The organism is Vibrio sp. QJM3NY_39 (assembly GCF_057785895.1).
The window spans coordinates 1,771,231-1,797,376 of the sequence record NZ_CM173505.1 but is presented as its reverse complement, the minus strand read 5'-3'; the positions used below and the strand labels follow the sequence as shown (position 1 = coordinate 1,797,376).

Annotated in this window: 23 protein-coding genes; 19 read left to right on the top strand and 4 right to left on the bottom strand. The window is 43.8% G+C overall.

The genetic code is table 11. The features are described 5' to 3' along the window. Positions 1-64: 64 nt before the first annotated feature. The gene (locus AC3CHU_RS08300; RefSeq protein ID WP_488525459.1) at positions 65-868 is read left to right on the top strand and encodes a sterol desaturase family protein; all 804 of its coding nucleotides are present in this window, start codon (positions 65-67) and stop codon (positions 866-868) included. 196 nt (positions 869-1,064) lie between these two features. Here AC3CHU_RS08300 and AC3CHU_RS08295 read toward each other — a convergent pair whose 3' ends face one another. Next, positions 1,065-3,110, bottom strand: a complete 2,046-nt coding sequence (locus AC3CHU_RS08295; protein WP_488525458.1) for a methyl-accepting chemotaxis protein — start codon at positions 3,108-3,110, stop codon at positions 1,065-1,067. Positions 3,111-3,214: 104 nt separating this feature from the next. Here AC3CHU_RS08295 and AC3CHU_RS08290 point away from each other — a divergent pair, with 104 nt between their 5' ends. Continuing rightward, positions 3,215-3,700 carry a C40 family peptidase gene (locus AC3CHU_RS08290; protein WP_488525457.1) on the top strand — a complete coding sequence of 162 codons (486 nt, stop codon included), beginning with the start codon at positions 3,215-3,217 and terminating at the stop codon, positions 3,698-3,700. A 114-nt stretch (positions 3,701-3,814) separates the two neighbouring features. On the opposite strand, the gene AC3CHU_RS08285 is transcribed toward AC3CHU_RS08290, so the two are convergent. Further along, positions 3,815-4,159, bottom strand: a complete 345-nt coding sequence (locus AC3CHU_RS08285) for a DUF3802 family protein (RefSeq protein WP_004733787.1) — start codon at positions 4,157-4,159, stop codon at positions 3,815-3,817. A 619-nt stretch (positions 4,160-4,778) separates the two neighbouring features. Between AC3CHU_RS08285 and AC3CHU_RS08280 the strand changes: the two genes are divergently transcribed. Both AC3CHU_RS08280 and AC3CHU_RS08275 read left to right on the top strand, forming a co-directional pair. After that, positions 4,779-5,645 carry a fructosamine kinase family protein gene (locus tag AC3CHU_RS08280; RefSeq protein ID WP_004733788.1) on the top strand — a complete coding sequence of 289 codons (867 nt, stop codon included), beginning with the start codon at positions 4,779-4,781 and terminating at the stop codon, positions 5,643-5,645. A gap of 111 nt (positions 5,646-5,756) precedes the next feature. Continuing rightward, positions 5,757-5,960 (top strand): CPXCG motif-containing cysteine-rich protein, encoded by a 204-nt coding sequence (locus tag AC3CHU_RS08275; RefSeq protein WP_488525456.1) that lies wholly within the window; start codon positions 5,757-5,759, stop codon positions 5,958-5,960. A gap of 181 nt (positions 5,961-6,141) precedes the next feature. Here AC3CHU_RS08275 and AC3CHU_RS08270 read toward each other — a convergent pair whose 3' ends face one another. Beyond that, positions 6,142-6,753: a riboflavin synthase subunit alpha gene (locus AC3CHU_RS08270; protein ID WP_488525455.1), complete on the bottom strand. Its 612-nt coding sequence runs from the start codon at positions 6,751-6,753 to the stop codon at positions 6,142-6,144. 161 nt (positions 6,754-6,914) lie between these two features. Here AC3CHU_RS08270 and AC3CHU_RS08265 point away from each other — a divergent pair, with 161 nt between their 5' ends. Next, the gene (locus tag AC3CHU_RS08265) at positions 6,915-8,285 is read left to right on the top strand and encodes an MATE family efflux transporter (protein WP_004733791.1); all 1,371 of its coding nucleotides are present in this window, start codon (positions 6,915-6,917) and stop codon (positions 8,283-8,285) included. A 118-nt stretch (positions 8,286-8,403) separates the two neighbouring features. Here the strand turns inward: AC3CHU_RS08265 and AC3CHU_RS08260 are convergent, their stop codons facing one another. Continuing rightward, the gene (locus AC3CHU_RS08260) at positions 8,404-9,246 is read right to left on the bottom strand and encodes a DNA ligase (protein ID WP_146454258.1); all 843 of its coding nucleotides are present in this window, start codon (positions 9,244-9,246) and stop codon (positions 8,404-8,406) included. A gap of 311 nt (positions 9,247-9,557) precedes the next feature. On the opposite strand from AC3CHU_RS08260, the gene AC3CHU_RS08255 reads away from it, so the two are divergent. From AC3CHU_RS08255 to AC3CHU_RS08190, 14 genes are all read left to right on the top strand, one after another. After that, the gene (locus AC3CHU_RS08255; protein WP_004733793.1) at positions 9,558-9,887 is read left to right on the top strand and encodes an STAS domain-containing protein; all 330 of its coding nucleotides are present in this window, start codon (positions 9,558-9,560) and stop codon (positions 9,885-9,887) included. 62 nt (positions 9,888-9,949) lie between these two features. Further along, positions 9,950-10,786 carry an OmpA family protein gene (locus tag AC3CHU_RS08250; RefSeq protein ID WP_488525454.1) on the top strand — a complete coding sequence of 279 codons (837 nt, stop codon included), beginning with the start codon at positions 9,950-9,952 and terminating at the stop codon, positions 10,784-10,786. Continuing rightward, entirely contained in the window at positions 10,783-12,882 is a 2,100-nt protein-coding gene (locus AC3CHU_RS08245; RefSeq protein WP_488525453.1) for an SLBB domain-containing protein, read from the top strand. The genes AC3CHU_RS08250 and AC3CHU_RS08245 overlap by 4 nt, the downstream gene beginning before the upstream one ends. After that, the gene (locus AC3CHU_RS08240) at positions 12,882-13,571 is read left to right on the top strand and encodes a P-loop NTPase family protein (RefSeq protein WP_488525452.1); all 690 of its coding nucleotides are present in this window, start codon (positions 12,882-12,884) and stop codon (positions 13,569-13,571) included. Before AC3CHU_RS08245 ends, AC3CHU_RS08240 begins: the two co-directional genes overlap by 1 nt. 593 nt (positions 13,572-14,164) lie before the next feature. Beyond that, positions 14,165-15,157: an ABC transporter substrate-binding protein gene (locus AC3CHU_RS08235; protein ID WP_488525451.1), complete on the top strand. Its 993-nt coding sequence runs from the start codon at positions 14,165-14,167 to the stop codon at positions 15,155-15,157. A 143-nt stretch (positions 15,158-15,300) separates the two neighbouring features. Further along, positions 15,301-16,200 carry an ABC transporter permease gene (locus AC3CHU_RS08230; protein WP_054547760.1) on the top strand — a complete coding sequence of 300 codons (900 nt, stop codon included), beginning with the start codon at positions 15,301-15,303 and terminating at the stop codon, positions 16,198-16,200. Further along, positions 16,193-17,425 (top strand): quaternary amine ABC transporter ATP-binding protein, encoded by a 1,233-nt coding sequence (locus tag AC3CHU_RS08225; RefSeq protein WP_065205218.1) that lies wholly within the window; start codon positions 16,193-16,195, stop codon positions 17,423-17,425. Before AC3CHU_RS08230 ends, AC3CHU_RS08225 begins: the two co-directional genes overlap by 8 nt. A gap of 306 nt (positions 17,426-17,731) precedes the next feature. Further along, positions 17,732-18,136: an Hpt domain-containing protein gene (locus AC3CHU_RS08220; protein WP_488525450.1), complete on the top strand. Its 405-nt coding sequence runs from the start codon at positions 17,732-17,734 to the stop codon at positions 18,134-18,136. Between the two features lie 222 nt (positions 18,137-18,358). Further along, the gene (locus tag AC3CHU_RS08215) at positions 18,359-19,870 is read left to right on the top strand and encodes a sigma-54-dependent transcriptional regulator (RefSeq protein ID WP_488525449.1); all 1,512 of its coding nucleotides are present in this window, start codon (positions 18,359-18,361) and stop codon (positions 19,868-19,870) included. Then, positions 19,851-20,975, top strand: a complete 1,125-nt coding sequence (locus tag AC3CHU_RS08210) for a glycosyltransferase family 4 protein (protein ID WP_488525448.1) — start codon at positions 19,851-19,853, stop codon at positions 20,973-20,975. The genes AC3CHU_RS08215 and AC3CHU_RS08210 overlap by 20 nt, the downstream gene beginning before the upstream one ends. Before the next feature lie 251 nt (positions 20,976-21,226). Further along, on the top strand, positions 21,227-22,603 hold the full coding sequence (locus AC3CHU_RS08205; protein WP_488525447.1) for an O-antigen ligase family protein: 1,377 nt from the start codon (positions 21,227-21,229) through the stop codon (positions 22,601-22,603). A gap of 92 nt (positions 22,604-22,695) precedes the next feature. Continuing rightward, positions 22,696-23,481, top strand: a complete 786-nt coding sequence (locus AC3CHU_RS08200) for an acyltransferase (protein ID WP_054547766.1) — start codon at positions 22,696-22,698, stop codon at positions 23,479-23,481. Then, entirely contained in the window at positions 23,474-24,610 is a 1,137-nt protein-coding gene (locus AC3CHU_RS08195) for a glycosyltransferase (RefSeq protein ID WP_488525446.1), read from the top strand. The genes AC3CHU_RS08200 and AC3CHU_RS08195 overlap by 8 nt, the downstream gene beginning before the upstream one ends. Beyond that, positions 24,607-26,031, top strand: coding sequence for a GumC family protein (locus AC3CHU_RS08190; protein WP_054547768.1), 1,425 nt, complete (start codon positions 24,607-24,609; stop codon positions 26,029-26,031). Before AC3CHU_RS08195 ends, AC3CHU_RS08190 begins: the two co-directional genes overlap by 4 nt. Positions 26,032-26,146 lie beyond the last annotated feature (115 nt).

Genomic DNA, 26,146 nt, shown 5'->3' with positions numbered 1-26,146 from the left:
GATAACTCTAGAAAAGTGGCACGATTGTACTTACAGTGTCCTTAGAATGATAGAAGGAATTCCCATGCAAGACCCATCACTGCTTCGCCTTGTTTGTTTTATTGTCGTTTTTGGATTGTGTGCGCTTTGGGAATACCGTTTTCCGCGTAAAACGCTGACTCAAAGCAAATGGTTTCGTTGGGGAAACAACTTTGCGTTGGTTGCTTTGAACAGCTTTCTATTAGCCACTCTGATTCCTATCGCAGCATTCCAAGCGGCGGTTATCGCACAAGAAAACCAATGGGGTCTGTTCAATACCCTTTCACTTCCGAAAGAGCTCACCATTCTGGTCTGCGTATTACTGTTAGATTGCGCCATTTACCTGCAGCACTTGGTGTTTCACCGAGTTCCTTGGTTATGGAAGCTACATCGAGTTCACCACGCAGACCTAGATATCGATGTCACAACCGGAACGCGCTTTCACCCTATTGAGATGATTCTTTCAATGCTCATCAAAGTGAGTTTGGTAATCGCACTTGGTGTCCCTGTCATTGCGGTCGTGATATTTGAAATTGTTCTTAATTCGAGTGCGATGTTTAACCACAGCAATGCGCGTCTACCGCTGTGGATTGATAAGCGGTTGAGAAAAGTGATTGTGACACCAGACATGCACCGCGTTCATCACTCGGTCATTGTGAAAGAAACCCACTCAAACTTCGGCTTCTTTTTATCTGTGTGGGACATCTGGTTTAAGACTTACCGCGCTCAGCCCAAGCTTGGCCACGATAAGGTGCATATTGGCGTTCCAGAGATTCAAGATGGTAAAGAACAACGGTTAGATCTGATGCTACGTCAGCCATTTACTCAATTCCCGACGACGAAAAACTAGGTTCTAATACACCTGAGTTTCAAGCTTGTATTGAGATCGAACTTACTTAATTCCCAAAAAACGCCCTTAAATTCTTACAAGAATCTAAGGGCGTTTCTGTATCAATAGAACTAAAAGCGGCGGTAGATTAGTGCTTCAACTATTGTACTGTTTGGCTAACTCGGCAGAATCGTTTACTTTATTTCAGCACGCTCGTTTACCTCAGCACGTACTTGTGAAGCATAGCTTGTTGGTGTCCTGCTATCTCACCAACTTGCTCTGAACTCTCGATCATAGATTCAAGTTGCAGCTTAGTATTCTCACCCTGCTCAGACACACGAGTGATTGAATGCGTTACATCGGCAGTCGCACGGGCTTGTTGTTCGGTTGCAACCATGATTTGCTCAACACGGCCTTTGATCTGGCTAACCGCGAATTCGATTTTCTCGAAGGCCTGCTTTACATCGCCACTGGTTTCCAGTGCATTCGCCATTTCGCTTCTCGATTCCGTTACAGAAGCACGTGAGCGATCAGCCGCCGCCACCAATTCGTTCATCATATTACGAATATTAGTAGTTTGCTGGGAGGTACCACTCGCCAGTTTTCGTACTTCATCGGCAACCACTGCAAACCCGCGGCCTTGATCTCCTGCTCGCGCTGCTTCTATTGCGGCATTCAATGCGAGTAAGTTGGTGTTTTCAGCAATACCACTGATCACGTCGACCATTTCACGAATCTGTTTAACGCGAATATCCAAGTCCGTCATCGATTCTTGATTCAGGCTAAGAGATTGCTCAAGTGCTTGTAATCGCTTCTGATTAAGGCCGATCACTTGGCTACCATTGACTGATTCGTTTTTTGCTATCTGCGCGTCGTCATTCGATGCGTTAGAGATACGAGCAATCTCACCAATGGACGCTTCAAGTTCTGTAATTGTGGCGATCATATTCTGTAGTGATTCGTTCTGCTCATTCAAGCTTGAATTAGTTTGCTCGGCAGCATCATGACTTACTTCAGCGGTTTGATAGAGCGTTTCACAATTACGCGTTACCAAACGAACCGAGTCAGCGGTGGAATCTACGACCGTATTGAGTTTCGAAGTAATAACCTGTAACTCTAGCGGCCCGAGTAGTTCACTTTGTTTAGAGAAATCATGATCTGCAAGTGAACTCAACTGGTGAGTAATATTTTTAAGCCCTTTATTCATCCAGCGGCGTAACACGAACCATGAGATCACAATAATAAAGGCAATCACTAGCCCGCTGATAAACAACACACGATCAATATTGGTGATGGTTTGATTTACAACGAGTTCACTTTCATCAATCAGTTGGGAGGCTGTAGAAGACAACTGATTCAGTGTGCTGATGACGGTATTCGCTAGGGTGATGACTTGCGTTAAGTTTTGCTCTTGCTGCTGAACCAGTTCGAGTTTCAAGAGGATTTGTTTGATTATCCCTTGCTCGGTGAAGCCTTCTTTCACCATTTCGTAAGGCGCCGTCAAGCTTGCGAATTCAGCGATGTCTGGGTGCCAATCGGCAAAATCGCTGTAAGCCAAGTTAAGGCCTGCGATTCGGTTTCTCAATTGACGATATTCGTCTTGTGCTTTATCAATGTCAGATTGCATCATCAACATCAAGAAGGTATTGGCCATAGCGGATGCACTGGATGTAAATCGGTTCGCTGCATCGCTCGCTTCTGGGTTGTCTTCAACCAAGAATGAGCTGATTCGGTTCATTTCAGGCCCGATCGAGCCAACACCATAACGAAACTCGCCCATTTTACTGTCGATTAGGTTTTGCTTACTTTGAATCTCAATCTGTGCCAGCAATACCGTATTAGTCATGGTTTGCAGTTGCGTCATATCATCAATAAGGTTTTGTTGTTGCTCTAAAGAGATCGCATCAGGAAAAGATTGGGAGATAAAAAGGAGTTCCTCAAGCGTGGTATTACTCTCTGTTGCGAGTTGGTCAATTGAAACCCTTGTCGAATTCAGCGCATCTAAGTCGGTTGACTGGGTGCTATAAGTGAGAAGTTTCACTTGCTCTAATACGCTTTGCGTTAATTCGGCGTTGTGCAAGGCAAGGGGTAATGCTTGTTCTGAAAGTGCGTCAAAATGTCCCCCGACCCGTTCAACTCCCCGAATGCTAACCATTGATAAAAAACTAACGAGTAAAAGTATGGAAATAAATACAGCAGTGACGGTTTGAATGAGCGAAAATGTATAACGTGAGGGTTTTATTGATAAATTTGTGTCGGGCATGTGAAATCCAGTTTGACTACGAAAAGAGATATCCTTAAGTTAGTTCGTATACTAGAAGTCCTTGATGACGTTTTTATTTCAGTTTTTTGTCAGAAGAGTTACATATGAAATTCAGAAAAATGGCTGTAGTTACAATAACTTTAGCAACATTGGCTGCTTGTAGCTCGACGCCATCCCCTTCTCAGCTTAGTCAAACCGCACAGAAACCCCTATCAAAGTCAGAACAATTGACTACCAATGCGTATATGAGTGTGTATGAGCAGTGGAAAGGTGTGCCATACCATTTTGGTGGAACATCATTTCGAGGCGTAGATTGCTCCGCTTTTGTTCAAATTGCCGTGCAAAATGCCACTCAACAAGCCTTACCAAGAACCACAAAAGATCAGAGTAAAAAGGGAAAAGAAATAGCGTATGGGCAAGCAACAAGCGGAGATTTGGTATTTTTCAAAACGTCGATGACGGTACGACACGTAGGTGTGTATTTAGGAAATAATCAATTCCTACATGCTTCGACATCGAAAGGTGTCATCATATCGAGGTTGGATAACCCTTATTGGGCTTCTAAGTTTTGGCACTTTAGGCGTTTATAGCGGTTTAAAGACTTAACCGCTAAACGAGGTGACTTTTAAAGCTACGACGTAAACGCCTATCATCGTGAACATAATCATCGTGAAAAAATGACTAACGAGGAAATGGACAAATAGTTAGTCGTATTTAGCGACAGCAGAATCAAATAGATTCTTCACTAGCGCGATGTATTCATCTAGAAATACAATTTGCTCGTTGGTCGCTTTCTTAGCCCATACACCCGCTAATACTTCGCCTAAATCCGCTACCACAGCATCGGCTTCTTTCAAAAGTTGAAAACGAACACTCGAATGCAACTCTGGATTTTGCTCAAAAATAGCCATGATGTTTGTTGAAATCATGTCTGTGATGATGTCTTCAACACTCTCATTGCCTGTATCGCCATTACTATTTGTAAAGACATCCAGATTAAACGATAAGTGCTCGATCAGAGCCAAATAGCCATCGGTTTCTACAACCACAATAAATCTCCGTTTTAAGCTCAAGAGCAGATTAATACGTACTTGCTTAATACTATGTAAATGAAGCGATTTGTCATCACTTTATTACCAAAAACCGTATTAAAATGATCCTAGTTAGTATTTCAGCTTAAATATTAAACCAATAGCTGAATATATACGTGTCGCTAGATGTCTGTTGGTCAAGATACTTGCAGACTCAGCACGCCATCATTACTCGGCTATTAAAGAGTCATAAAGAGCTAGCTAGCAAGCTGAGATGGTCACGTGCCCTATCGTTAACTATAGTCGTTTCCACCTACTCTAATAGCACATTTAAGTTGATGCGTAGACAATAACAAGCTCCAACTACTTTTCCAGTTTGTTTCGACCAAAAACGTTTCGATTGTGAGACCAGTTCCAAACAATTATATAACGTCGCATTGCCGATTTCTGTTTGTATTTCAAAGAGCTTGAATCAGGCCGAGTTCACAAATCAGCCAATTGCTTCTACATAAGATCAAGAACAGATAAGAACATTGACGAGTACGTCTATAAATTGCTCAAATTTATCCTAAACTATGGCTAACAAACAGTATTTCTAACCTTCAATTTTTTAACTTTCAGTCTTTGAGGATTTCCTATGTGGCAGGCCATTTCTCAACAACTTTCAGATACTCTTCTATTCAACTTTCAGATTACTGAACGTACCAAGGTTTCTGGTGGTGACATTAACGATTGCTATATGATTAGCGATGGTAATGAACGCTACTTCGTAAAAGTGAACCAGCGAGAATTTTTACCTAAGTTTGAAATCGAAGCTGAGAACTTACGCTTGTTAAGAGAAACTTCCACCGTTTATGTGCCTGAGTTGGTACTGATTGGTAAAACCAAAGAATGCTCATTCATTATTCTCAATTACTTGCCAACTAAGCCGCTTGATACGGGTAATAACAGCTTTGATTTCGGCGTGCAGCTTGCTCAGCTTCATAAATGGGGCGAGCAAAAAGAGTTTGGTTGTGACCAAGATAATTATATCGGTAGTACGCTTCAGCCTAACCCTTGGCATAAGAAATGGGGTCGCTTTTTCTCTGAACAACGCATCGGCTTCCAACTGCAATTGCTAAAAGAGAAAGGCATTGAATTCGGTGATATTGATGACATCGTTGATGTGGTGAATATGCGTCTTGCTGGCCACAATCCTCGCCCTTCTTTACTTCATGGTGACCTCTGGAACGGCAACGTGGCAAATTCAGCCTTTGGGCCAATCTGTTATGACCCCGCTTGTTATTGGGGCGATCATGAATGTGACTTAGCGTTAACGGAATTGTTTGAAGGGTTTCCAAAAGAGTTTTATGAAGGTTATCAGAGCGTCAATCCACTCGACGTTGGCTATACTGATCGGAAAGACATTTACAACTTGTACCATCTTCTTAACCACTGCAATCAATTTGGCGGCGAGTATTTAGCACAAACTGAAGCATGCATTCAGAAGATACAGGCCGTTTAATACCAATCACTGCTAGCTAAGTCGTTCTATAAAGCTACTACGATCTATACAAGCTACTGCGATCTTTAAAGCTAATACGATTTGGACAAGATACAGTGAGGAGAATTAGCCATGCATAAATACACAGAGAAACATGTCTCGTGCCCCCACTGTAGGCATGCAATCAGCATAACGCTCGATGCTTCTAATGGGAGCCAAGATTTTTATGACGATTGCCCTGCGTGTTGCAATGCCATTCACCTCGATATGCAGGTGGATGAAGTCAGAGACAAAATTAATCTCTCGATTGATGCAGACGACGAACAAGTCTTCTAACACCTACTCTCTTGTCGAGTTGGAGCTACGCTTCGATTTAGAGCTTCCCCTCGATTTTGAGGCTAGCCTAGAAAAACAAAAATACACAAAAATAGAAAAGAGCACCTAATGTGCTCTTTTTTAATATCTTCGACTTTTACTTAGTGTCGCTTTTTGGGCAAATGCTATTGATAAACCGTCACTACAACTTCTGGTTTGCTAATACGCGCTCAACAGTATCAACAATCGCCTGTGTTTGAGGGTCGAACTCAATATTTACTTGATCGCCTACTTCACGGCCGCCAAACAGAGTACGATTCAGTGTTTCTGGGATCAGGTGAACAGAGAAACGGTTCTCTTCCACTTCACCGATTGTCAATGAACAACCATCAACGCCAATGTAGCCCTTGCTCAACACATACTTCATTGATTCTTGCGGCAGCTCAAACCAAAGCGTACGGTTATTTTCTGTCTTAATCACATCAACGAGGTTACCCATTAGAGTAATGTGGCCAGACATGCTATGTCCGCCAATTTCGTCACCAAACTTTGCAGCACGCTCAACATTCACTTTGTCACCAACATTCAGTTGGCCCAAGTTCGTCAATCGCAATGTGGCTTGCATTAAATCAAAAGCAATATGATTGCCCGAAATTTCCGTTACCGTTAAGCAACAACCGTTATGAGCTACTGAGGCACCAATCGCTAATCCCTCAACCATTTCATCTGTTAACTCAATGGTATGAGTCTGAAACAGCTCTTTTTTGTTTATTGCAACCAGTGTTGCCATGCCTTGAACGATACCTGTAAACATAAGATTCCTATTTAGCATTCTAATAACAGTTTTTCATAGCAGTTATTGTGACATTTCTTTATGATTCGTCCAGTGGAAGCTTAAGATCATTGCCTCTGATTCCTTCAGAATGTCCTTTCCTACACTATTATTCTAATTTTCCCTCTTATTTGGAGTTGTTTGTGCATCGTTACAAAGAAGAATCCTCGAATCTAATCAAACTTGCGACCCCAGTTTTGATTGCATCTGTTGCACAAACCGGAATGGGTTTTGTTGATACCGTGATGGCCGGTGGCGTAAGTGCTATCGATATGGCAGCGGTTTCGATTGCAGCAAGTATCTGGCTACCATCAATATTATTTGGTGTAGGTCTTTTGATGGCGTTGGTTCCTGTTGTTGCACAACTGAACGGTTCAGGCCGCCAAGTCAAAATTCCATTTGAGATTCAGCAAGGTGCATTTTTAGCGCTCGTCATCTCGTTACCTATCATTGGCGTGCTGTTCCAAACGCAGCTGATATTGGAATGGATGGACATTGAGCAACTCATGGCAGACAAGACCATCGGTTATATGAACGCGGTGATGTTTGCTGTGCCTGCGTTTTTGCTGTTCCAAACATTGAGAAGTTTTACTGATGGCATGTCTTTAACTAAGCCTGCCATGGTGATCGGTTTTATCGGCTTACTATTAAACATTCCGCTAAACTGGATGTTCGTATACGGGAAACTTGGAGCCCCTGCTTTGGGTGGTGTTGGCTGTGGCGTTGCAACGGCTATCGTCTATTGGGTGATGTTTGCTCTGCTGTTCGCTTACGTTTTAACATCAAAGCGTTTGGCTAAAATCAACATCTTCGGGACGTTCCACAAGCCGCAACTTAAAGCTCAAATTCGTTTGTTTAGACTTGGTTTTCCAGTTGCTGCCGCTATCTTCTTCGAGGTCACGCTGTTCGCAGTGGTTTCCCTATTGGTTGCCCCATTAGGTTCATTGGTTGTTGCCGCACACCAAGTCGCGATTAATTTCTCTTCTCTCGTGTTTATGATTCCAATGAGTATCGGTGCCGCCGTGAGTATTCGTGTTGGCCATAAGCTTGGTGAAAACAACACTGAAGGCGCGAAGATCGCAACACACGTGGGTATCATCGTCGGTTTGGTAACCGCCTTTATGACAGCGGCATTAACAGTATTGTTTAGAGAGCAGGTTTCGTTACTTTACACGGAGAACACGGCAGTAGTTACCGTTGCAATGCAATTGCTGTTGTTCGCTGCGGTTTATCAATGTACCGATGCAATCCAAGTTATCGCTGCAGGTGCTTTGCGTGGATACAAAGACATGCGTTCGATCTTCAACATTACCTTCGTAGCGTATTGGTTACTTGGTCTTCCTATCGGCTACATCTTAGGAATGAAAGATTGGATTGTTGAACCTATGGGCGCACATGGCTTCTGGATTGGTTTCATTGTCGGCCTAACATCAGCTGCCATTATGCTGGGTATGCGTTTGCATTGGATGCATAAACAAGACGATGATGTTCAGCTAGAATTTAGCTCTCGTTAGATTCGTACTCGCTAAACCGATATCGCCGTTATCACATACAAAAAGAGCTCTGATTTTCAGGGCTCTTTTCGCTTACGTCTGTAAATGATTTAGGGGCGATTAGTTTATATTCAGGAGATTAGTACTCACTCTTTTCTCGAACAAAACGCGCAAACTTGGGCTTTCCGTTTTGCGTAAAGCCGTTATACCGGAAGGTGATTTGACTGCCAATTTCAGGCGGTGCAAGTCTCATCTGGTCACTGAACCCGCTTCCAATATAAAATTCAACACCCTCTTCTGTGTGAACCAAAATCGACCCCATCATCCCTTTATACTTCCCTGTTCCACCTTTGTAACCAATAACCGTGGCTTCCGCATCGTGATGCCTTTTAAGCTTTAAAAGGTCATTACTTCGGCCTGCTTGATAGCGACTGGTGATCTTACGAAGCATCAAACCTTCACCATTACTCTCATCGACATTATCGAGTTGATGGAAAAGAGCTTCTTCATTGTGAATCGGTACATGTTCGATGTAGCTGACATGAGGTTCTCCAATCGTGCTTACCCAATGCAAGATGTTGTAATAGCGCTTTTGATAATCACCAGCTGCCCCTGGCATATCAAACAACATGAAATCTATTTGGCGCCACGCTACGTCACTAGGCGTATGATCAAGGACGGTAGATTGGACTAAGTGGAATTGACCTCTTCCTGCCCACAACTCCCCTTCGAGATGTACCTTAGGCAAGTTTTTTGTAAACCACTTCGGTGAGTAAATGCGATTCCCGTTTCGAGTATAAAGGTGTTGTCCGTCCCAAAGAGCCCGAATCCCATCAAGCTTTTCACTCTTCCAGTATTCAGAAACATCAATGCCTTGCTGGTATGTATTGGCGAGTACCAAATGGTCGGGAGGTAAATAGGATGAATGAGAAGAAAGCGAACACGCCCATAGAGTTGCTATCGCCAATTTAGTTAATCTCATCATCTGCTCCGTATTGATATCTGTAGTGGTCAACAAACGCCTTTAATCCTAAGCGTTCTGACACGTAGGTAGACAACCTTTGCTAGAAGATGCGATCCACACATCAACCTTATTTAACTTTCAATTTCATTCATATAATTAATGACTTATGGGTCTCAAATGTTCACCCATTTTTAGTTCTCATATTGAGAAACCGACTTTCTCAATATGAGATAGAGATTAGCGCTTTATTTAAGTTATTGAAAAATATAAACATAAAAGTTGGCACATTCAGTGCAATTGTCCATACATACTCAAAAGGAGATATCGCTATGGAACTACGTAAGATTGATTTAAATACAACGACACTGACTCTTTCTATCTTCGGTGATTTAGATGCAGCAGGTAGCCGTGATGCTCAGACCGATATTGACGATGTAATCTCAAATGATGGCCACCCTGAAATCGAAGTTGATTTTAGCCAAGTTGAGTTTTTAGATTCATCTGGTGTTGGCGCGATTGTTTACATGTTCAAACGCCTAACTGAGCGTGAGCGCAACATGCGACTTGAAAATGTGACTGGCCAGCCTCTTGAAATTATGAACTTGCTACGCATTGGCCACGCTATTCCAGTAAATTCAAAAAATCCTACAAATTCATGAAGATCCACTAAGCTAGAAGTAACAAAACATAATAATAAAAAGTAAAAACATAGGACGTTGGCATGAAAATACTGAAAAACTATATAGCCCTTTCTCTGTCTGCTTTGGTTCTAGGTGGCTGTACTAGCTACCCTGAACAAGGCACCGGCGGTTTGGCTGAAAGTTATGACTCTATTAACTACCAAAATTCCGACTTTTCTCCTGTCATGCCAGACGAACCTCTTGGTCCTGAACACGGACTACGTTTTGATTGGCAACTGGCTAAATTACATCTTGATGCCTTGATTCAAGAAGGCGCACGTTGGTGCTTCCCCGCTGCTGTTGTGCAAGCGATAGAGAAGCAAAATCGTATCGCTCGTGAACTGCAAGGTGGCCTGCTTCTAGATGCGGCCAACGACCTAGTCATTCAAAGAAAACGCTTAAATGAACTTGAAGTCCAACTCGACTATGTGACCTCACAAGCCCGCTGTGAACCACCAAAAAATGAAAACCAATTTAGAATGCAATTGTCGGTTATCGAACAGTTGCACGACCTGCTTAACGTTGACAACCAATTCGCGGAAAACTCTACTGAAGTCAATCCAAAGTACATGGGACGACTTGCCGAGGCGACCACACTACTGAAAGAGCATAAATCTCTAGACCTTGTAGTTACGGGTCATGCCGATGCCACGGGTACCGAAAAATTTAACGATGATTTGGCACTTGGACGTGCTAAACAAGTCGAACGCTACCTGACTATTTTTGGCTTAGGTGCTCAGCGAATTAAAGCCGTGTCTGTTGGTGAAACGGTTCCTCTTTTTGAAGGCGAATCAGACGGTACGCGTTTAACTAACCGCCGAGTGAGTATCGAAATTATTTCCCCTAAAAATGCCGAGAAAATGGGAGGTGGATTATGAAATTATTGATCACTTTTATCATCACCCTATCGTTAAGCTTTACGAGTGTCGTGAATGCGAGCGAAGAGTTTTCAGACGCGGTTCAAGTCGGTGACCTTATCCAAGTTAACGTACCCGGTGAAAGTACGTTGAACACAGGGTTCCAAGTGGATAAACGTGGCCGCATTACCCTTCCTGAAGTTGGCGCCGTATTTGTTGCCGGTTATGACAGTGAGCAACTTAACAAAGTCGTTCTAGAATCACTGGCTACCGCTTATAAAGATCTTTCGAACGCTTCGGTGTACGTCAAAGAACAACAAATCATTATTTACGTTCAGGGTTATGTCGAACAGCCTGGCGAATACACACTGGCATTGGGTTCTAGCATCCAAATGGCGCTTTACGCAGCCGGTGGATTACGTCCAGGAGCACAACTGGACAAATTGATTCTTAAGCGAGGCGCGGACAAGAAAGAGTTTAACTACAAACGTTTCCTTGATTCAGGTGACGAATCAACGCTACCTACTCTGCAATCACTGGATTCGCTTTTTGTTCCAGCATCGCCATTAGTAGGCAATATTGAACAAGAGTTCGATGCAGCAAAGCTTGCTAACTCTGGTGACAGTGCCGACTCTCGCAATTCAATTAAAGTATTTGGCGAGGTAAATGCACCGGGTTCGTTTACTTATAAAGAGAGCACTGATCTTGTCGACGTACTAATGCGCTCGGGCGGTGTGACTCGTTATGCCAGTGTTGAGCAAATCCGAGTAATTTCAAACAACACGCCTACGCTGTTCAACCTCAAACGTTATTTAGATTCTGGTGACGAAAGCCTACTTCCGATCTTACGCCCGGGTGCAACCATTTTTGTGCCGAAGCAAGAAGAAGAGATCAAATCCGGCGCCAACATGGTTTACGTCATGGGTGAAGTTGCCGCTCCCGGCGCTTTTGAAGGAAAAAGAGACGCCACCTTCATGGATATCCTTGCGAATGCTGGCGGTCCGACTCGATTTGCAGAATCGCGCCAAATACGTGTGATCAAAGCGGATGGCAGAGTACTTAAATTCGATTTAGCGGCTTACACAGAAGGTCTACCTAACTCTAATCCACCAAGCATTAAAGCCGGTGACGCTATTTTCGTTCCAGAGAAAACCGACATGAACGAGAAGTCTTGGTTGAAGATTGCGCCAGACAGAGCGGTTAACGTTATCGGTGAAGTCAACCGACCTGGTCGTATTGAATGGTCAGATGAAATGAACTTCATGGGATTACTGGCTCATGTTGGCGGCCCTACGCTACGCGCTGACACATCAAAAATTGAAGTTGTGACGGGTAGAAAGATGGTTGTGTTTAATCTTGATGATTTCATCAGAAATGGCGCGCCACGAGATCTGATGCCGCAAATTCGTGCCGGCTCTATCGTCCGTGTCCACGACCTACCACAAGATCCTTCAGACAATAAATCTCAATGGGTACGTCAAAGCTCTGATGCTTCGATCTACATTTTTGGACAAGTGAATGCGCCGGGTCGTTACCGCTTCACCAAAGACATGCACTTTCTAGACATTTTGTCTGCGGCTGACGGCCCTACCAAGGATGCTGATATACACAACGTTCGTGTCACGCATCGTGATAAAACCTACTCTAAAGTAAGCAAACTCAATCTTTCACTGTACTTTGAAACCGGTGACGAATCATTACTGCCCAATGTAACCACCGGTGACACCATTTATATCCCAGAGAAAGGTAAAAACTGGTTAGACACACCGAAAGAAGAAACCGTTCGCGTGCTTGGTGCGATTAACAACCCAGGTCGCTATGTGTTTAACGACAACATGACCATTCTAGATATATTGGCAGAAGCGGCAGGCCCTACCGACAATGCTTACGTAGAGAAAATTACCATTGTGAATATGTCTTGTTGCCAAGGTCAAGCTCGTACCTTCGACCTTGTTGAATTCAGCAAAACAGCCAATATTTACAACCTACCTGTGCTACGCGCTGGTGACACTATCTACATCCCCGATCGCCGTGAGAGCTTTATGGAAAAAGCTCGTGTAGGTCTAGAAGACATATTACGTCTAACAACAATGATCGTCTTAATAGGAGCTTTATAATGACAATTTCAGCGACCCATGCCGAAGTCGAGCAACTGTATTTAGCTTCTGAACTTAACGGACAGAAATCGATTTGTGTGACTGCCTGTCATTCAGGTGACGGGGTAACCTCTGTTGCTACTGCATTAGCAGAACGTTTTCTTCTTGCTGGTCATTCCACGCTTTATGTTGACCTCAACTTATACAACCCCGCTTTCAAAGATTTGAACATGTTAGAAGACAGTCAACAGGGGCAGTTAATAGAACATGTTGAGTCTCACCGGATGTTCATTGGTGTCCCGGCACCTCAAGTGGCATTAACACAGCTTGCTTATAAAGACCCGACAACGTTACAAAAAGTAGTCAACAAATGGCTAGAGAAATACGACAGAGTCATCATCGACACCTCACCGCTTCTCAACATTAACAAAGGGAATATCCCTGCACAGTCTGTTGCGAGTGCCTGTGACAGCACATTGATGGTTGTCGCCTATGGTGAAACGTCAACTCACCACCTAGAACAAGCGAAAAAGCTGCTTGATGCTCAGAGTATCAATCTAATGGGTAGTGTGATGAACATGAAACAAACACCTAGCTTTGCACAAGAGTTGGTAAGACAAATCAATCGAATGAAATTCCTTCCAACTAAACTTCGCGATAGCTTGGCAAACAAGCTGTATCAAAATGAGTTTTTAAACCTGCCGATGTAAGTTTTTCGCGCCACTGTAACTTTCTTGTACAACTATAGCTTTCTTGTACAACTGTATGGCTGTCATTGATACGATGACAGCCGCCTATCCTATTAAATTTCAAGCAGCGACAGCTCTAAACACCCCAAAACCAAATTGGGTGTTTTTGGCGAAATTATTATTGAAAATAAGATTTTAAAAACCATTCAACGCATTTCACACACGTCAACCATGGTCTTACCACCTTTAAATCCCTTCAAAAATCAACAGCCCCATGCCTAACTTTAGCGGTAATGTGACACAGACGGTTAAAGTGCCATGTAAATCGCATCAAAGATGGAATTCGTACGATTATTCCCTAAGATTATAAATAGAGGTGGTTTTTGACGAATTTGTAATAGTTTGACAAAGTTATCCGATGGCTGTTGAAACACAGTGGATGAATTGGCAAATCACACTTCACTGACTTTGCACGTTTATCTATTCAAACTTCACCCATCCCTCCTTCTGCTCAAATGGTTCAAATACACGGAAAGGATCACCATCGAGCAATTTAGATAATCAATTTACCTTGGTTACCTTAGTTGTATTATTAAAGAGAAAGGAAACTCAATATGAAATACAAGTTAAGCTCCGTATTTTTGTTAGTAGCAGCAGCCAGCGGTAATGCTAACGCTGGAGAATGTGGCAGCGTAACAATCGCAGATATGAACTGGAACTCTGCAACACTGATCGCCAATATCGACCAATTCATCCTAGAACATGGTTATGGGTGTGATGCCGAACTTATCCCTGGCGACACCATGCCAACAGGCACATCCATGATTGAAAAAGGCCAGCCTGACGTTGCACCTGAGCTTTGGAGCAACAGCTTAAAAGATGCATTGGACAAAGGTGTCCAAGAAAAACGTCTTCGCTACGCAGGTAAAGCACTTGTGAATGGTGGTGAAGAAGGCTTTTGGGTTCCAGCTTACTTAGTTAAACAATACCCAGAGATGGCAACCATCGAAGGTGTACGTAAAAACGCTAGCTTGTTTAAGCACCCTGAAGACCCAGATACATCAGCATTCTACAGTTGCCCAGCAGGCTGGAACTGTCAGATCAGCGCCGGAAACTTGTTTAACGCTCTTGAGCTGGAAGACAGTGGTTTCACGATTGTTGATCCAGGCTCGAGTGCTGGCTTATCTGGCTCTATCGCAAAAGCTTATGAGCGCGAAGAAGCTTGGTTTGGTTATTACTGGGCGCCAACTGCCGTTCTAGGTAAATACGACATGGTTAAAGTTGACTTTGGCAGTGGTGTTAATGAGCAAGAGTTCCTAAATTGTACCACTAAAGAAGACTGTGATTCACCTAAAGCGACCATGTACCCGCCTTCACCAGTGCACACAGTTACTACAGAAGACTTCGCATCGAGAGCACCAGAGGCTTACGACTACTTCACTAAACGTGGTTTCACTAACGACAAAATGAACTCACTTCTCGCTTGGATGGAAGACAACCAAGCGGATGGCGAAGAAGCGAGTATCCATTTCTTGAGTGAGTTCCCAGAAATATGGCACCCATGGGTTTCTCAAGAAGTGGCTAAGAAAGTTGAAGCAGAGCTGTAAGAGCTTGGTTTAATAACAAGCAATTACGCTTCAATAATACGGAAATAACGTCGCTATACTTGATGTTATTCATGATTCGGAGCCCTTTTCACAGGCGATACCTCATCGCATGAACAAGTGGCTCCGAACTATAAGGATATAAAATGGCTGACACCAATTGGTTATCAAGCTTTCCAGAGATGGAACGCGCTGATTTACGAACCATAAAAAAGACGCTAGATGGCGCATACCGTGAATTCTCTCGTGAATACGGTGAAATGATTGAATCTCTATTTGACCCTCTTCTTTCATTCCTTGTTTGGTTTGAAAAACTTCTTATCTCAACCCCTTGGATTATAGTCCTCGCCGTTTGTACCAGCCTTGTCTACGCCGCAAGTCGTTCTTGGAAACTGGCTTTAGGTTGTGTCGTTTCTTTGCTCCTTATTGGTTACTTTGGAATGTGGGAAGACACCATGCGGACGCTCAGTATCATTACTGTTTGTACCTTGGTTTCGATATTCTTAGGCATTCCGATTGGTATTGCGATGGCTCGTTCAAATCGAGCTCAATCTATCGTTACACCGATGCTTGATATCATGCAAACCATGCCAGCATTCGTTTACTTGATCCCAGTGGTGATGTTACTCGGCATCGGTAAAATTCCAGGTCTAATCGCCGTGGTTATCTACGCTATCCCACCCGTGATTCGTTTAACCAACCTAGGCATACGCTTGGTCGACAAAGAAGTTCTTGAAGCCGCTACCGCATTTGGTGCGAGCAAAAAACAACGCTTATGGGGTGTTCAACTTCCCCTAGCAATGCCAACGATCATGGCGGGTATCAACCAAACCATCATGATGGCACTGTCTATGGTTGTTATCGCATCCATGATTGGCGTGAAAGGCCTAGGACAACCAGTTCTTAAATCCATCACCAACCAATATTTCACATTAGGCTTGATGAACGGTTTTGCCATTGTTGCCCTCGCAATTCTTTTTGACCGCGCTTCACAGGCATACGCAAGAAGAACCAATGCGCATTTAGGAGGACTCAAGCATGACTAAACCATTGATTGAAATTAGTGGTCTATACAAAGTGTTTGGACCGAAGCCGATGTCTGTTATGAACCGAGTTCAGGACGGTGAACACAAAGATCAGATTCTTGCGGACACAGGTCATACCGTCGGTTTAAAAGAGATTAATCTCGAGATTAACCGCGGTGAAATCTTCGTTATCATGGGGCTTTCTGGCTCGGGTAAATCGACTCTAATTCGCCACTTCAACCGTTTAATTGACCCAACGCAGGGTAAAATCATGGTTGAAGGCATTGATGTAATGAGCCTTAACACCAAGCAATTAGAAGAGTTCCGCCGTCATAAAATGTCGATGGTATTCCAACGCTTTGGCTTAATGCCTCATCGCACTGTGGTAGAAAACGTTGCGTACGGGTTGGAAGTACAAGGCATCAAAAAAGAAGACCGTTTAGCGAAAGCCAATGAATGGTTAGAAACGGTGGGTTTGAAAGGTTACGGCAAGCAGTACCCTGCCCAGCTTTCTGGTGGTCAGCAACAACGTGTTGGCCTTTCTCGCGCTCTGTGTACTAACGCTGAAATCTTGTTAATGGATGAAGCCTTTTCGGCACTCGACCCTTTGATTCGAAGTGAAATGCAAGATCAGCTTATCGAACTTCAACAGAAGCTTCATAAGACGATTGTTTTCATCACCCACGATTTGGATGAAGCACTCCGTCTCGGCGATCGAATCGCAATTTTGAAAGATGGCGAGTTGGTACAACAAGGCACACCACATGAGATTCTGCTGAATCCAGCCGATGACTATGTAGAGGCGTTCGTTAAAGACGTAAACCGTGCTCGTGCATTGACGGTTGAAACGGTTATGCAGCCCCCTCTCTATCGAATCACTTCAGAAACGATTGAAGGTGCTCTGGCACAAATGAAGATGCTGAAAAACGATTACGCTTATCACGTAACGGATGACGGCTATCAAGGCCTAGTCACACAAGAGAGCCTACAAGACGCCGTTGAAGATGCCTCTGTTCATGACTTCAGTGATGAGATTTACGAAGAGGTTCCTGCTGTTTTACCTGATGCTGTCATTGAAGAAGTTCTACCAGACACCATGTCTTGTGACTACTCCCTTCCAGTTGTCGACGAAGATGGAAATCTGAAGGGTGAATTAGAGAGAAGCGCCGTTGCTGATATCTTCTCTGAAAGTAGCGAGGAAGAAGTAGAAGCTGACCCAAAGCCAAAGATTGATAAAGCTTCGTAGCCTAAACTACTTAACCCCTCTAAGACCACTGTTGTTAATTCACTGCAGTGGTCTTTTTATTTGTATCGGCCTCGTTTTCTCCTGAGCTCTACCCGCCCTTTACGTTTATAGGCACCTAAGTTTATATTTCATAAGAGAAAACAAATTTAAATCAGTCCGTTAGGCTTGTCACAAACCCTGTAGCAATATGAGTGAGATAGTAATTAATTGCTCTGTTTATACGGCAAGCAGTTGAAATTATTCTAGAAAATGACTAGAACTTATTAGTACTCATGGATATTAGGCTCAATAGAAGGACTTAGTTTGATGAATTCCACTTTAGCGTCAGACACAGCTGCACATCTAAACTCACAAGAAGTTAGCGAGCTTGTTGATGAAAGCGTTCTAGAGCAAATGATTCGAGATACAAGTGCGGATATTATCCCGATCTTGATCGACCATTATGTCGAAGAATCACAAACACGCTTGGTCGCCATAAAAGAGGCTGTCGCTCAGAAAGACGCTCAAACACTTGAGTTCGAGGTCCACACTCTTGGCAGCACCGCGCTCTCATTAGGTAATCGCCCCTTGGGTGAGTTAGCTCGCGCTCTAGAGAAGCAATGTTTAGAACATAATCATGATGCGGCATTTCGACAAGTTGACGAATTATTAGAACTAGCAGAGTGTTCAATCAAAGCCTTGCTTGAAAGAAAAGAGGCTGGTTTCAGTTAACTTTGGATGTTCATCATAAGTATCAGACAAAAACTCAACATAGTCGTTATCAATATAGTTACCATTAACATGTACTCCGGCGTGACCAACAACGCGAGAAGTACATCTATAGTTTGTTAAGAGATTGCATGCGGTAGATAACAAATAAACAAGACTCGTATTGATGGATGCATACCACTATGTTATTGATTGGTTAGGATAAAGTTTCAAAAGGAATACACAATGCGCCCTAAGGTATTGTTAGTTGAAGACTCAACCTCACTCGCCGTACTCTACAAGCAGTACGTAAAAGACGAACCCTACGATATTTTCCACGTCGAAACCGGCGCAGAAGCTAAGATCTTCATTGAAAGGCACTCTCCACAGCTCGTTATTCTCGATCTTAAGTTGCCCGACATGCCAGGTGAAGAAGTACTAGATTGGATTAGCGAAAATGAAATACCGACCGCCGTCATTATCGCGACAGCACATGGCTCAGTTAATATTGCTGTAGACCTTATCCAACGCGGTGCGGAAGATTTCTTGGAAAAGCCAATTCAAGCCGATCGACTTAAGACCTCTGTCCGCTTGCATTTGAAACGAACTAAGCTAGAGAACCTCGTTGATGACATGCAAAGCAAGTTTGATCGTGACCGCTTTCATAATTTCATTGGCTCTTGCCTACCTATGCAGGCTGTCTACAAGATCATTGATTCGGTAGCGCCAACCACTGCTAGCGTGTTTATTAACGGCGAAAGTGGTACGGGTAAAGAAGTGTGCGCGGAGGCTATTCATCAGGAGAGTCAGCGTAACGGCAAGCCCTTCGTTGCCATTAACTGTGGCGCTATCCCTCGAGACCTAATGGAGAGTGAAATCTTCGGTCACGTCAAAGGTGCGTTTACCGGTGCGACAACCGACCGTAAAGGTGCTGCAATGCAAGCACACGGCGGTACCCTATTTCTCGATGAGCTTTGCGAAATGGAACTGGAGATGCAGAAGAAGCTCCTACGATTTTTGCAAACAGGTACGTTTACTCCACTCGGTGGTAATCGCGAGATTAAAGTAGATGTCAGAATTATCTGTGCAACCAACCGCGACCCATTGGTTGAGGTCGAAGAAGGACGTTTTAGAGAAGACCTTTACTATCGTGTTCACGTTGTGCCTATCGAGATGCCACCACTTCGTGAACGAGGAAGTGACATTGTGACTTTGGCTAATCACTTTTTGAAATTGTATGCGAAGCAAGACAAGAAGAAGTTCAAATCCATAGACAAAGAAACGCAGAATCTACTTAAACGTTATGTGTGGCCAGGCAACGTGCGTCAGTTGCAAAACATCATCCGTAACATCGTGGTGTTGAACAATGAAACGAGCGTGACCAAAGACATGTTACCGCCTCCGATTAATAAAGTAGACGCAGCTCCAACTTCGAAATCAGTGACACCGATTCGAGTAGCGGCGCCCCAAGCTGCTGTTGTGGAAGCACCAGAAGCTAAGTTGCCACCGATTACTCCTGAAGAGTTGGAGCAATCGTCAGTTGTTCCCGCTAACAACGACCCGATGACGCCCGCATTTACAACAAACGAAGGTGCTATTCGTCCAATGTGGCAAATAGAGCGCGAAGCCATTCAACACGCGATCAATCATTGCGATGGGAATGTGCTAAACGCTGCTGTGTTGTTAGAACTTAGCCCTTCTACCGTTTACCGTAAGAAGCAGGCTTGGGAATCGGAAGATGAGTACAATCAAGCCTAGCCAAGGTGTACTCAACGTAAACCTTCATGAGATCTGGCTGTTGATCGACAGCCAAACTTTTGGAGGTATAGAAACGCATGTTTTAGAATTAGCACAAGGCCTGATATCTGAAAGCGCTCAGTATTCAGATGCTGTTCGAATCGTCCTTTTGACTAAGTTTAAGCCTGAAGCGATAATCGTTGAAAAGTTGAATACGCTGAACATCCCTTTTAGTTACCTCTCCGACTTAGCCTTATGCTGTTCAGATTCGAGCGACAATAGCGCGACTCAGCTTAAACGTGCAGTTCAACATTATCAGCCAAGGCTTATCCATGCTCATGGTTACAAAGCCAGTTTGGTCAGCAAGCTCATAAAACTCTCACCTCGTTTAAGCAATACCAAACAAATCACTACTTATCACGCAGGTGAAACCCCAACAGGCAAAGTATGGCTTTATGACTGGCTCGACCGTTACAGCAGCTTTCTTTCTGATCAGTCGCTCGTGGTCAGTGAGAAGATCAAAGCGAAAGTGCCGAGTAAAACCCATCAATTGAATAACTTTGTTAAAGTGCCAACCGGGTTAACAAATTCCGCTTCGTCAAGCCCATTCCATGTTGGTTTTGTGGGCCGATTAAGCCACGAAAAAGCGCCTGATCGATTTATCGCATTAGCTAAACAGTTTCCTGATGTTCGGTTTGAGCTTTTTGGTGATGGACCAGAAATGGAGGATTTAGTTAAATCGCAGCCTGATAATGTTACCTTTCATGGGCATCAAACCAATATGGACGACGTCTGGAGCCAAATCGATTTGTTAATCATCCCTTCCCGCTTTGAAGGCTTACCTATGGCGGCATTAGAAGCCATGATTCGCGGCATTCCCGTTCTCGCCACCTCAGTTGGTAACTTGCCTAAGCTCATCGTGCACCAAGTTAATGGTTACCTCGCCAATTCAGAATCTGATTCAGAAACCGCGTTAGTTCTAGAGCAGAATTTATCCTCATGGATGTCATTGACTCGCGAACAACGTGACTCCCTCAAGAATAACGCGATAGAAACCGTCAAACACCAATACTCGCCACAAGCCGTTGTCCCGCAGTTGTTGGAAATCTATCAACTCGACCGTTAATACTCGTCTTAGTAGATAACTGGTTATTTGGACTTGATGATTTAAGTACTTTAGTCAGTTTTATACTGATTCTCAAAATGACAAAACTCAACTCAAGGTTAAGCCCTATCCTAATAATCTAAAGCTAAATCAGTTGGTTAAACAAAATGCATAACTGGCACTCGCTTTGCAATATTTAACATCATGTGTAACTACGTCTCAAAAGATTGCGAGCCGAGTCATTAAGAGTTTATTTGCGAATAGAGGTCACAATGGTCAATCCTGAAGCCAATAGATTGCCTGTCATCATCACGATCAGCGCATTGTGTGTCGGGCTCGGTATTGTCTGGTACTTCGTGCCGCATCCCGCTGTTATTGTTGCGCTAGCCCTTGTTCCTTTGGCTGGAATGTTTGTTATTAACAAAACCTTTTGGATGGTGATACTGTTCGTTGTCTTTTCATTTTTTCGAATCCACGAAGCGATACCTCAACTCTATTCGTTAAAGATACCGCTATTACTCTCGCTAGGCGCGCTTTCCGCTTTGCTCTGGCATGCTTTCATCAGCAAAGAACTTAAAATATTCTGGCACCCTACATTGAGCTGGCTTGCTGTTTTTTGGGCTCTCGTCTTTATCGGCCTGATCTTCGCGTCTAACCGTCCAATAGCGTTAGCTGAATTTAAAGGCGTGTATTGGAAAATAATGGTGATGACACTCGCTATCGTGTGGCTGGTAAACAGCGTCGAAAACTTAGCAAAGACATCGACAATCATCATGATGGCCGGTTCGTTAGTCGCACTTATTGCAATTAACAACTCAATCAATGGTATCGGATTAGTCGAAGGGTCACGTGTCACTATTGGCCGCGATTTTGGTTCGATGTTAGGAGATCCTAATGATTTAGCACTGGTTCTTTTGTTTCCACTTGCGTTTGCGCTCAGTCAGACGACCACCCATGGCATTCATGCTTTTAAGCGTGTATTGAGTATTGGTGTCGCTGTATTGTTACTTGCCGCTATCGTTGCAACCCAAAGCCGTGGTGGATTACTTGGTGCGCTAGCAGTCGTCGGGATTTTTGCGTTCAAAGTAATACGATCAAAATCACTGTTGATCACTTTGGGCGCGATCGGAGCGATTGGCCTTTACTTTGTTGCTGGAATTTCAGACAGAGCATCAGGCGGTGCTGCTGAACAAGGGGTTGATGAATCTGCAATGGGGCGAATCTATGCATGGGAAGCCGCGTTCAAAATGGCATTGGATAACCCTTTAACCGGAGTCGGCCTAAACAATTTCTTTTCTAATTACTTCTTTTATAGTTCGCACTGGGACGGACTGAATCATGCGGTTCACAGTACTTGGTTTGGCGTGCTCGCTGAAACTGGCTTTCTAGGGTTGATTATCTTTCTGATATTGATTGGCTCACTGATCAAAACAATACGCTCGACACTCAAACAGCTTTCAGAGACGACCAACGTAATCGACCCAAATCTCAATGCCGCGGCTTACGCCGTATATGCTGGGTTAATTGGCACCATCGTCTCGGGTACCTTCCTAACACAAGGCTTCAACTGGCCTATCTATATCCTTTCCGCATTGATTGTTGCTGTTGCGAACGTATCTCATACTGCCTGTCAAAATGAGAAAATCTAAAAGCCAACTTGTAACACATTGAAAATAATAAACTTATTAAATGGCACAATATATGAAAGTACTTCTATATAACAAAAAAGAGGATTTTCATTATGACGTCAGTATCTATACATCAATTCAAACATTGGCTTAAGTTTCACCCTAATTCTCGAATTAGAAATGTGTTTATCATTTTGAAAAACATCAGAAGCGCAGAGCTACCTACCCCCCAACTACTTAATCGTTGCCTATACCAAGCACACAAGCTTGTGGTGAATTTGGTTTCTGGTTTTACTCGATTCTTCTACTGGACACCAGCTTTCAAAGGTCGTGTCGCTCAATGTGGGAAACGCCTGTATTTATACGGTGGCCTCCCTTTCGTGAGCGGTCCGGTACAAATTACGATTGGCGATAACTGCCGTATCTCTGGCCACACGACATTCTCTGGTTGTACCCAACCACTTGAAGGCTTGGAACACCCACTACTGTCGATTGGCAACAATGTAGACATCGGTTGGCAATCGACTATCGCAGTTGGAGGTAAAGTCGTTATCTCCGACAACGTACGCATCGCTGGCGGCGCGTTCCTATTTGGATACTCTGGACACCCGCTTGATGCAAAGCGTCGAGCATTAGGTGAAGGCGATGACCCTCAGCAAATCGGCGACATCATTCTTGAACAAGATGTATGGCTAGGCACCAATGTTACCGTTAAAGGTGGCGTAACCATCGGCGAAGGTGCCGTAATAGCCGCAGGCAGCGTGGTAACAAAGAACATCCCTGCCTTCGCAATCGCAGGCGGCAACCCTGCTCGAGTTGTCGGTCAGATTAAATCCGTTGAAGTGACCGAATCCGATGTATTCGATTCGTTAGAGACTCATGGAGGCGACCATGCGTGATTTAATCGTATTTGGTGAAGACTTTGGTGGCCTACCTTCATCGACTCAACACTTGGTTCGCCACTTGGCTAAACAACATAAAGTCTTATGGGTAAACTCTATTGGTCTTAGACAGCCAAGACTGTCAGTTAAAGACATCACTCGTGCGTTCAATAAACTGACAGGGCGAAGCAACGCAATAACTCAAAACATGCTGGATCCACAAAACGTCGCTGATTCAAACGACCAAGGCAACATAACGGTCGTGAACTTGAAAACCATTCCTGCGCCTTCTTCTAAGTTGTCTAGAAAACTGGCTCAGCAAATGATGTTACGCCAGTTGAAGCCAGTTATTGCCGAGCTGAAGCTTCATGCTCCTATCTTATGGACTTCCCTTCCTACCGCTGTTGATTTGTGCGGACACTTAGGCGAGTCAGCGGTTGTTTATTACTGCGGAGATGACTTTAGTGCACTCGCGGGCGTTGACCACAAAACTGTCGCACAGCATGAATTGGAATTGATTGAAAAATCAGATCTGATCTTCGCTGCTAGTGAAAAGCTGATGGGCAAATTCCCTAGTGAGAAAGCTCAACTCTTACCACATGGTGTCGATGTCGGGCTATTTTCTACACCAGCTCCAAGAGCACACGACTTGCCAAGCCACCACCGCCCGATTGCAGGTTTTTACGGAAGCTTATCTCAATGGCTGGATTACGACATGGTCAAACATGTGGCGACAGCAATGCCGGAATGGGACTTTGTATTCATCGGCCCTAATGAGCTTGATACATTGTCGTTGCCTAACCTCGATAATGTTCATTACTTGGGGCCTCGCCCACATCACACGTTGCCAAGCTATTCACAACACTGGGATGTGAGTCTATTACCTTTCATTGATAACGAACAAATCAGAGCATGCAGTCCATTAAAGTTGATGGAATACCTAGCCGCGGGAACTCCTATCGTGACCACTCCTTTTCCTGCAATGGTTCCTTATAAGAATCACGTTACGTCCGTTGATAATGGACAACAGATGGTCGAAGCTCTCGAGCAAAGCCGTCACCTTGAAAACTCGCCAGTATCTGTTGTCTCCAGAGACAGTTGGCAGAACCGCGGTAACTTCGTACATTGGATGTTGGAGCTATTATGAATAATCTGAAATTGCGGTTATTAGTCATCATCAATGCCATGTGGCGCCAACGCTACGTTATTGTTCTACCAATCCTTATTTTGCCCTTTGTAGGCTTTGGTGTGAGCAAGTTGGCTCCGACTAAATATGACGCGCATACCAGTATGTTGATTCAAGAAACGGCCAAGATGAATCCATTCTTGGAAGACATCGCCGTTTCTACCATGCTCAAAGACCGCCTTAACGCGTTGAGAACACTACTTCATAGTCGACATGTGCTTTACTCGGTCGCTGATGAACTGCAATTAACCACGCCCGATATGCCTGAAATTGAGAAACAAGAGATCATTACTGACTTGTCTCAGCGTTTATCAGTTACTCAACTTGGAAAAGACTTTCTAAAGATAAGCTTAACGTCAAACACACCAAATGGAATGGAACAAACGCTTCGTTCGGTGAGTGAACATTTTATTGAACAATTGTTAGCACCAGAACGTTCTTCGATTGAAGACTCAAGCAACTTCTTGAAAATTCATATAGATAAGCGCAGTGCTGAACTTGAAGTTGCAGAAGAAGCCCTTGCCTTATACATGAATGAGAATGTTCATTCGACGCCTGAAGTGCAAAGCCAAAGCTTGAATCGCTTAGCGTCACTCAAACAAACACTGGCGGAAAAAGAGGCGGAATTATCGGGTGTCGAAAAAAGTTTAGGGTCAATCGATCAACAGCTTTCAAAAACCAACCCCGTGATAGGTCGAATAGAAGATCAGATCATCGACATTCGTAGTGAACTGGCTCTACTTCAAGCAAAATACACAAACAAACACAGTGCCGTACAAGCTAAAGTTCGTGAGCTAGACAGACTTGAAAACGAGAGAAAGAGTTTGCTCGATATAACCCAACCAACGATGAACAGCGACCAGCTTTGGGACATCGCGAGTAGTACGACACTGAACAAGCTTTCTGATACCCAACCTCTTTTGGTCACCCAGCTACACAGCTTACAACTGGTTCGAGCTCGCTTTGAATCTTTGACAGAAGAGACTAAAAGCCTTCGTACTATGATCTTTGAATTAGAACACAAGGCGAATAACTTCGGTGAGAATGCAAAAGAGATGTATCGCCTTAAACGTCAGGTAGACATCAAGCGCCAGCTATCCGATGAACTCACAGAGCGTTATGAAATGGCTCAACTAACGGGTTCACTTGGTGTGTTCGAGCAAAACAAACGTGTGAAGATTATCGATTTGCCCTTCACGCCTAGTATCAAATCTAACATACCTTCTTTTGTATTTGTTCTGGCTGGTTTCGTTGCCGGTATCGGCCTTGGCATTGGGTTGGCGATATTGTTTGAGCTGTTTGACTCTTCAATCAAGCGTAAAGATGAAATTGAAGAAATCTTAGGTGTCCCTGTGATTACTGTTATCCCTAAAATGAGTTGATTAGCCTTAAAGCCATTTTTTAACTTGCTAGCTTCCTAGCTTCCTAGCTTCGTGTTTCCTAGAGCAAAACGCCAACACTCGGTTGGCGTTTTTCTTTTATAAAGCCCCAATTATT

Excerpts from the sequence above, each read along its gene's own strand:
- AC3CHU_RS08240 (WP_488525452.1), top strand. The coding sequence starts at position 12,882 with ATGACAATTTCAGCGACCCATGCCGAAGTCGAGCAACTGTATTTAGCT.
- AC3CHU_RS08250 (WP_488525454.1), top strand. The coding sequence starts at position 9,950 with ATGAAAATACTGAAAAACTATATAGCCCTTTCTCTGTCTGCTTTGGTT.
- AC3CHU_RS08245 (WP_488525453.1), top strand. The coding sequence starts at position 10,783 with ATGAAATTATTGATCACTTTTATCATCACCCTATCGTTAAGCTTTACG.
- AC3CHU_RS08260 (WP_146454258.1), bottom strand. The coding sequence starts at position 9,246 with ATGAGATTAACTAAATTGGCGATAGCAACTCTATGGGCGTGTTCGCTT.
- AC3CHU_RS08215 (WP_488525449.1), top strand. The coding sequence starts at position 18,359 with ATGCGCCCTAAGGTATTGTTAGTTGAAGACTCAACCTCACTCGCCGTA.
- AC3CHU_RS08300 (WP_488525459.1), top strand. The coding sequence starts at position 65 with ATGCAAGACCCATCACTGCTTCGCCTTGTTTGTTTTATTGTCGTTTTT.
- AC3CHU_RS08230 (WP_054547760.1), top strand. The coding sequence starts at position 15,301 with ATGGCTGACACCAATTGGTTATCAAGCTTTCCAGAGATGGAACGCGCT.
- AC3CHU_RS08195 (WP_488525446.1), top strand. The coding sequence starts at position 23,474 with ATGCGTGATTTAATCGTATTTGGTGAAGACTTTGGTGGCCTACCTTCA.
- AC3CHU_RS08205 (WP_488525447.1), top strand. The coding sequence starts at position 21,227 with ATGGTCAATCCTGAAGCCAATAGATTGCCTGTCATCATCACGATCAGC.
- AC3CHU_RS08220 (WP_488525450.1), top strand. The coding sequence starts at position 17,732 with ATGAATTCCACTTTAGCGTCAGACACAGCTGCACATCTAAACTCACAA.
- AC3CHU_RS08275 (WP_488525456.1), top strand. The coding sequence starts at position 5,757 with ATGCATAAATACACAGAGAAACATGTCTCGTGCCCCCACTGTAGGCAT.
- AC3CHU_RS08235 (WP_488525451.1), top strand. The coding sequence starts at position 14,165 with ATGAAATACAAGTTAAGCTCCGTATTTTTGTTAGTAGCAGCAGCCAGC.
- AC3CHU_RS08225 (WP_065205218.1), top strand. The coding sequence starts at position 16,193 with ATGACTAAACCATTGATTGAAATTAGTGGTCTATACAAAGTGTTTGGA.
- AC3CHU_RS08280 (WP_004733788.1), top strand. The coding sequence starts at position 4,779 with ATGTGGCAGGCCATTTCTCAACAACTTTCAGATACTCTTCTATTCAAC.
- AC3CHU_RS08190 (WP_054547768.1), top strand. The coding sequence starts at position 24,607 with ATGAATAATCTGAAATTGCGGTTATTAGTCATCATCAATGCCATGTGG.
- AC3CHU_RS08200 (WP_054547766.1), top strand. The coding sequence starts at position 22,696 with ATGACGTCAGTATCTATACATCAATTCAAACATTGGCTTAAGTTTCAC.
- AC3CHU_RS08270 (WP_488525455.1), bottom strand. The coding sequence starts at position 6,753 with ATGTTTACAGGTATCGTTCAAGGCATGGCAACACTGGTTGCAATAAAC.
- AC3CHU_RS08295 (WP_488525458.1), bottom strand. The coding sequence starts at position 3,110 with ATGCCCGACACAAATTTATCAATAAAACCCTCACGTTATACATTTTCG.
- AC3CHU_RS08255 (WP_004733793.1), top strand. The coding sequence starts at position 9,558 with ATGGAACTACGTAAGATTGATTTAAATACAACGACACTGACTCTTTCT.
- AC3CHU_RS08210 (WP_488525448.1), top strand. The coding sequence starts at position 19,851 with ATGAGTACAATCAAGCCTAGCCAAGGTGTACTCAACGTAAACCTTCAT.
- AC3CHU_RS08290 (WP_488525457.1), top strand. The coding sequence starts at position 3,215 with ATGAAATTCAGAAAAATGGCTGTAGTTACAATAACTTTAGCAACATTG.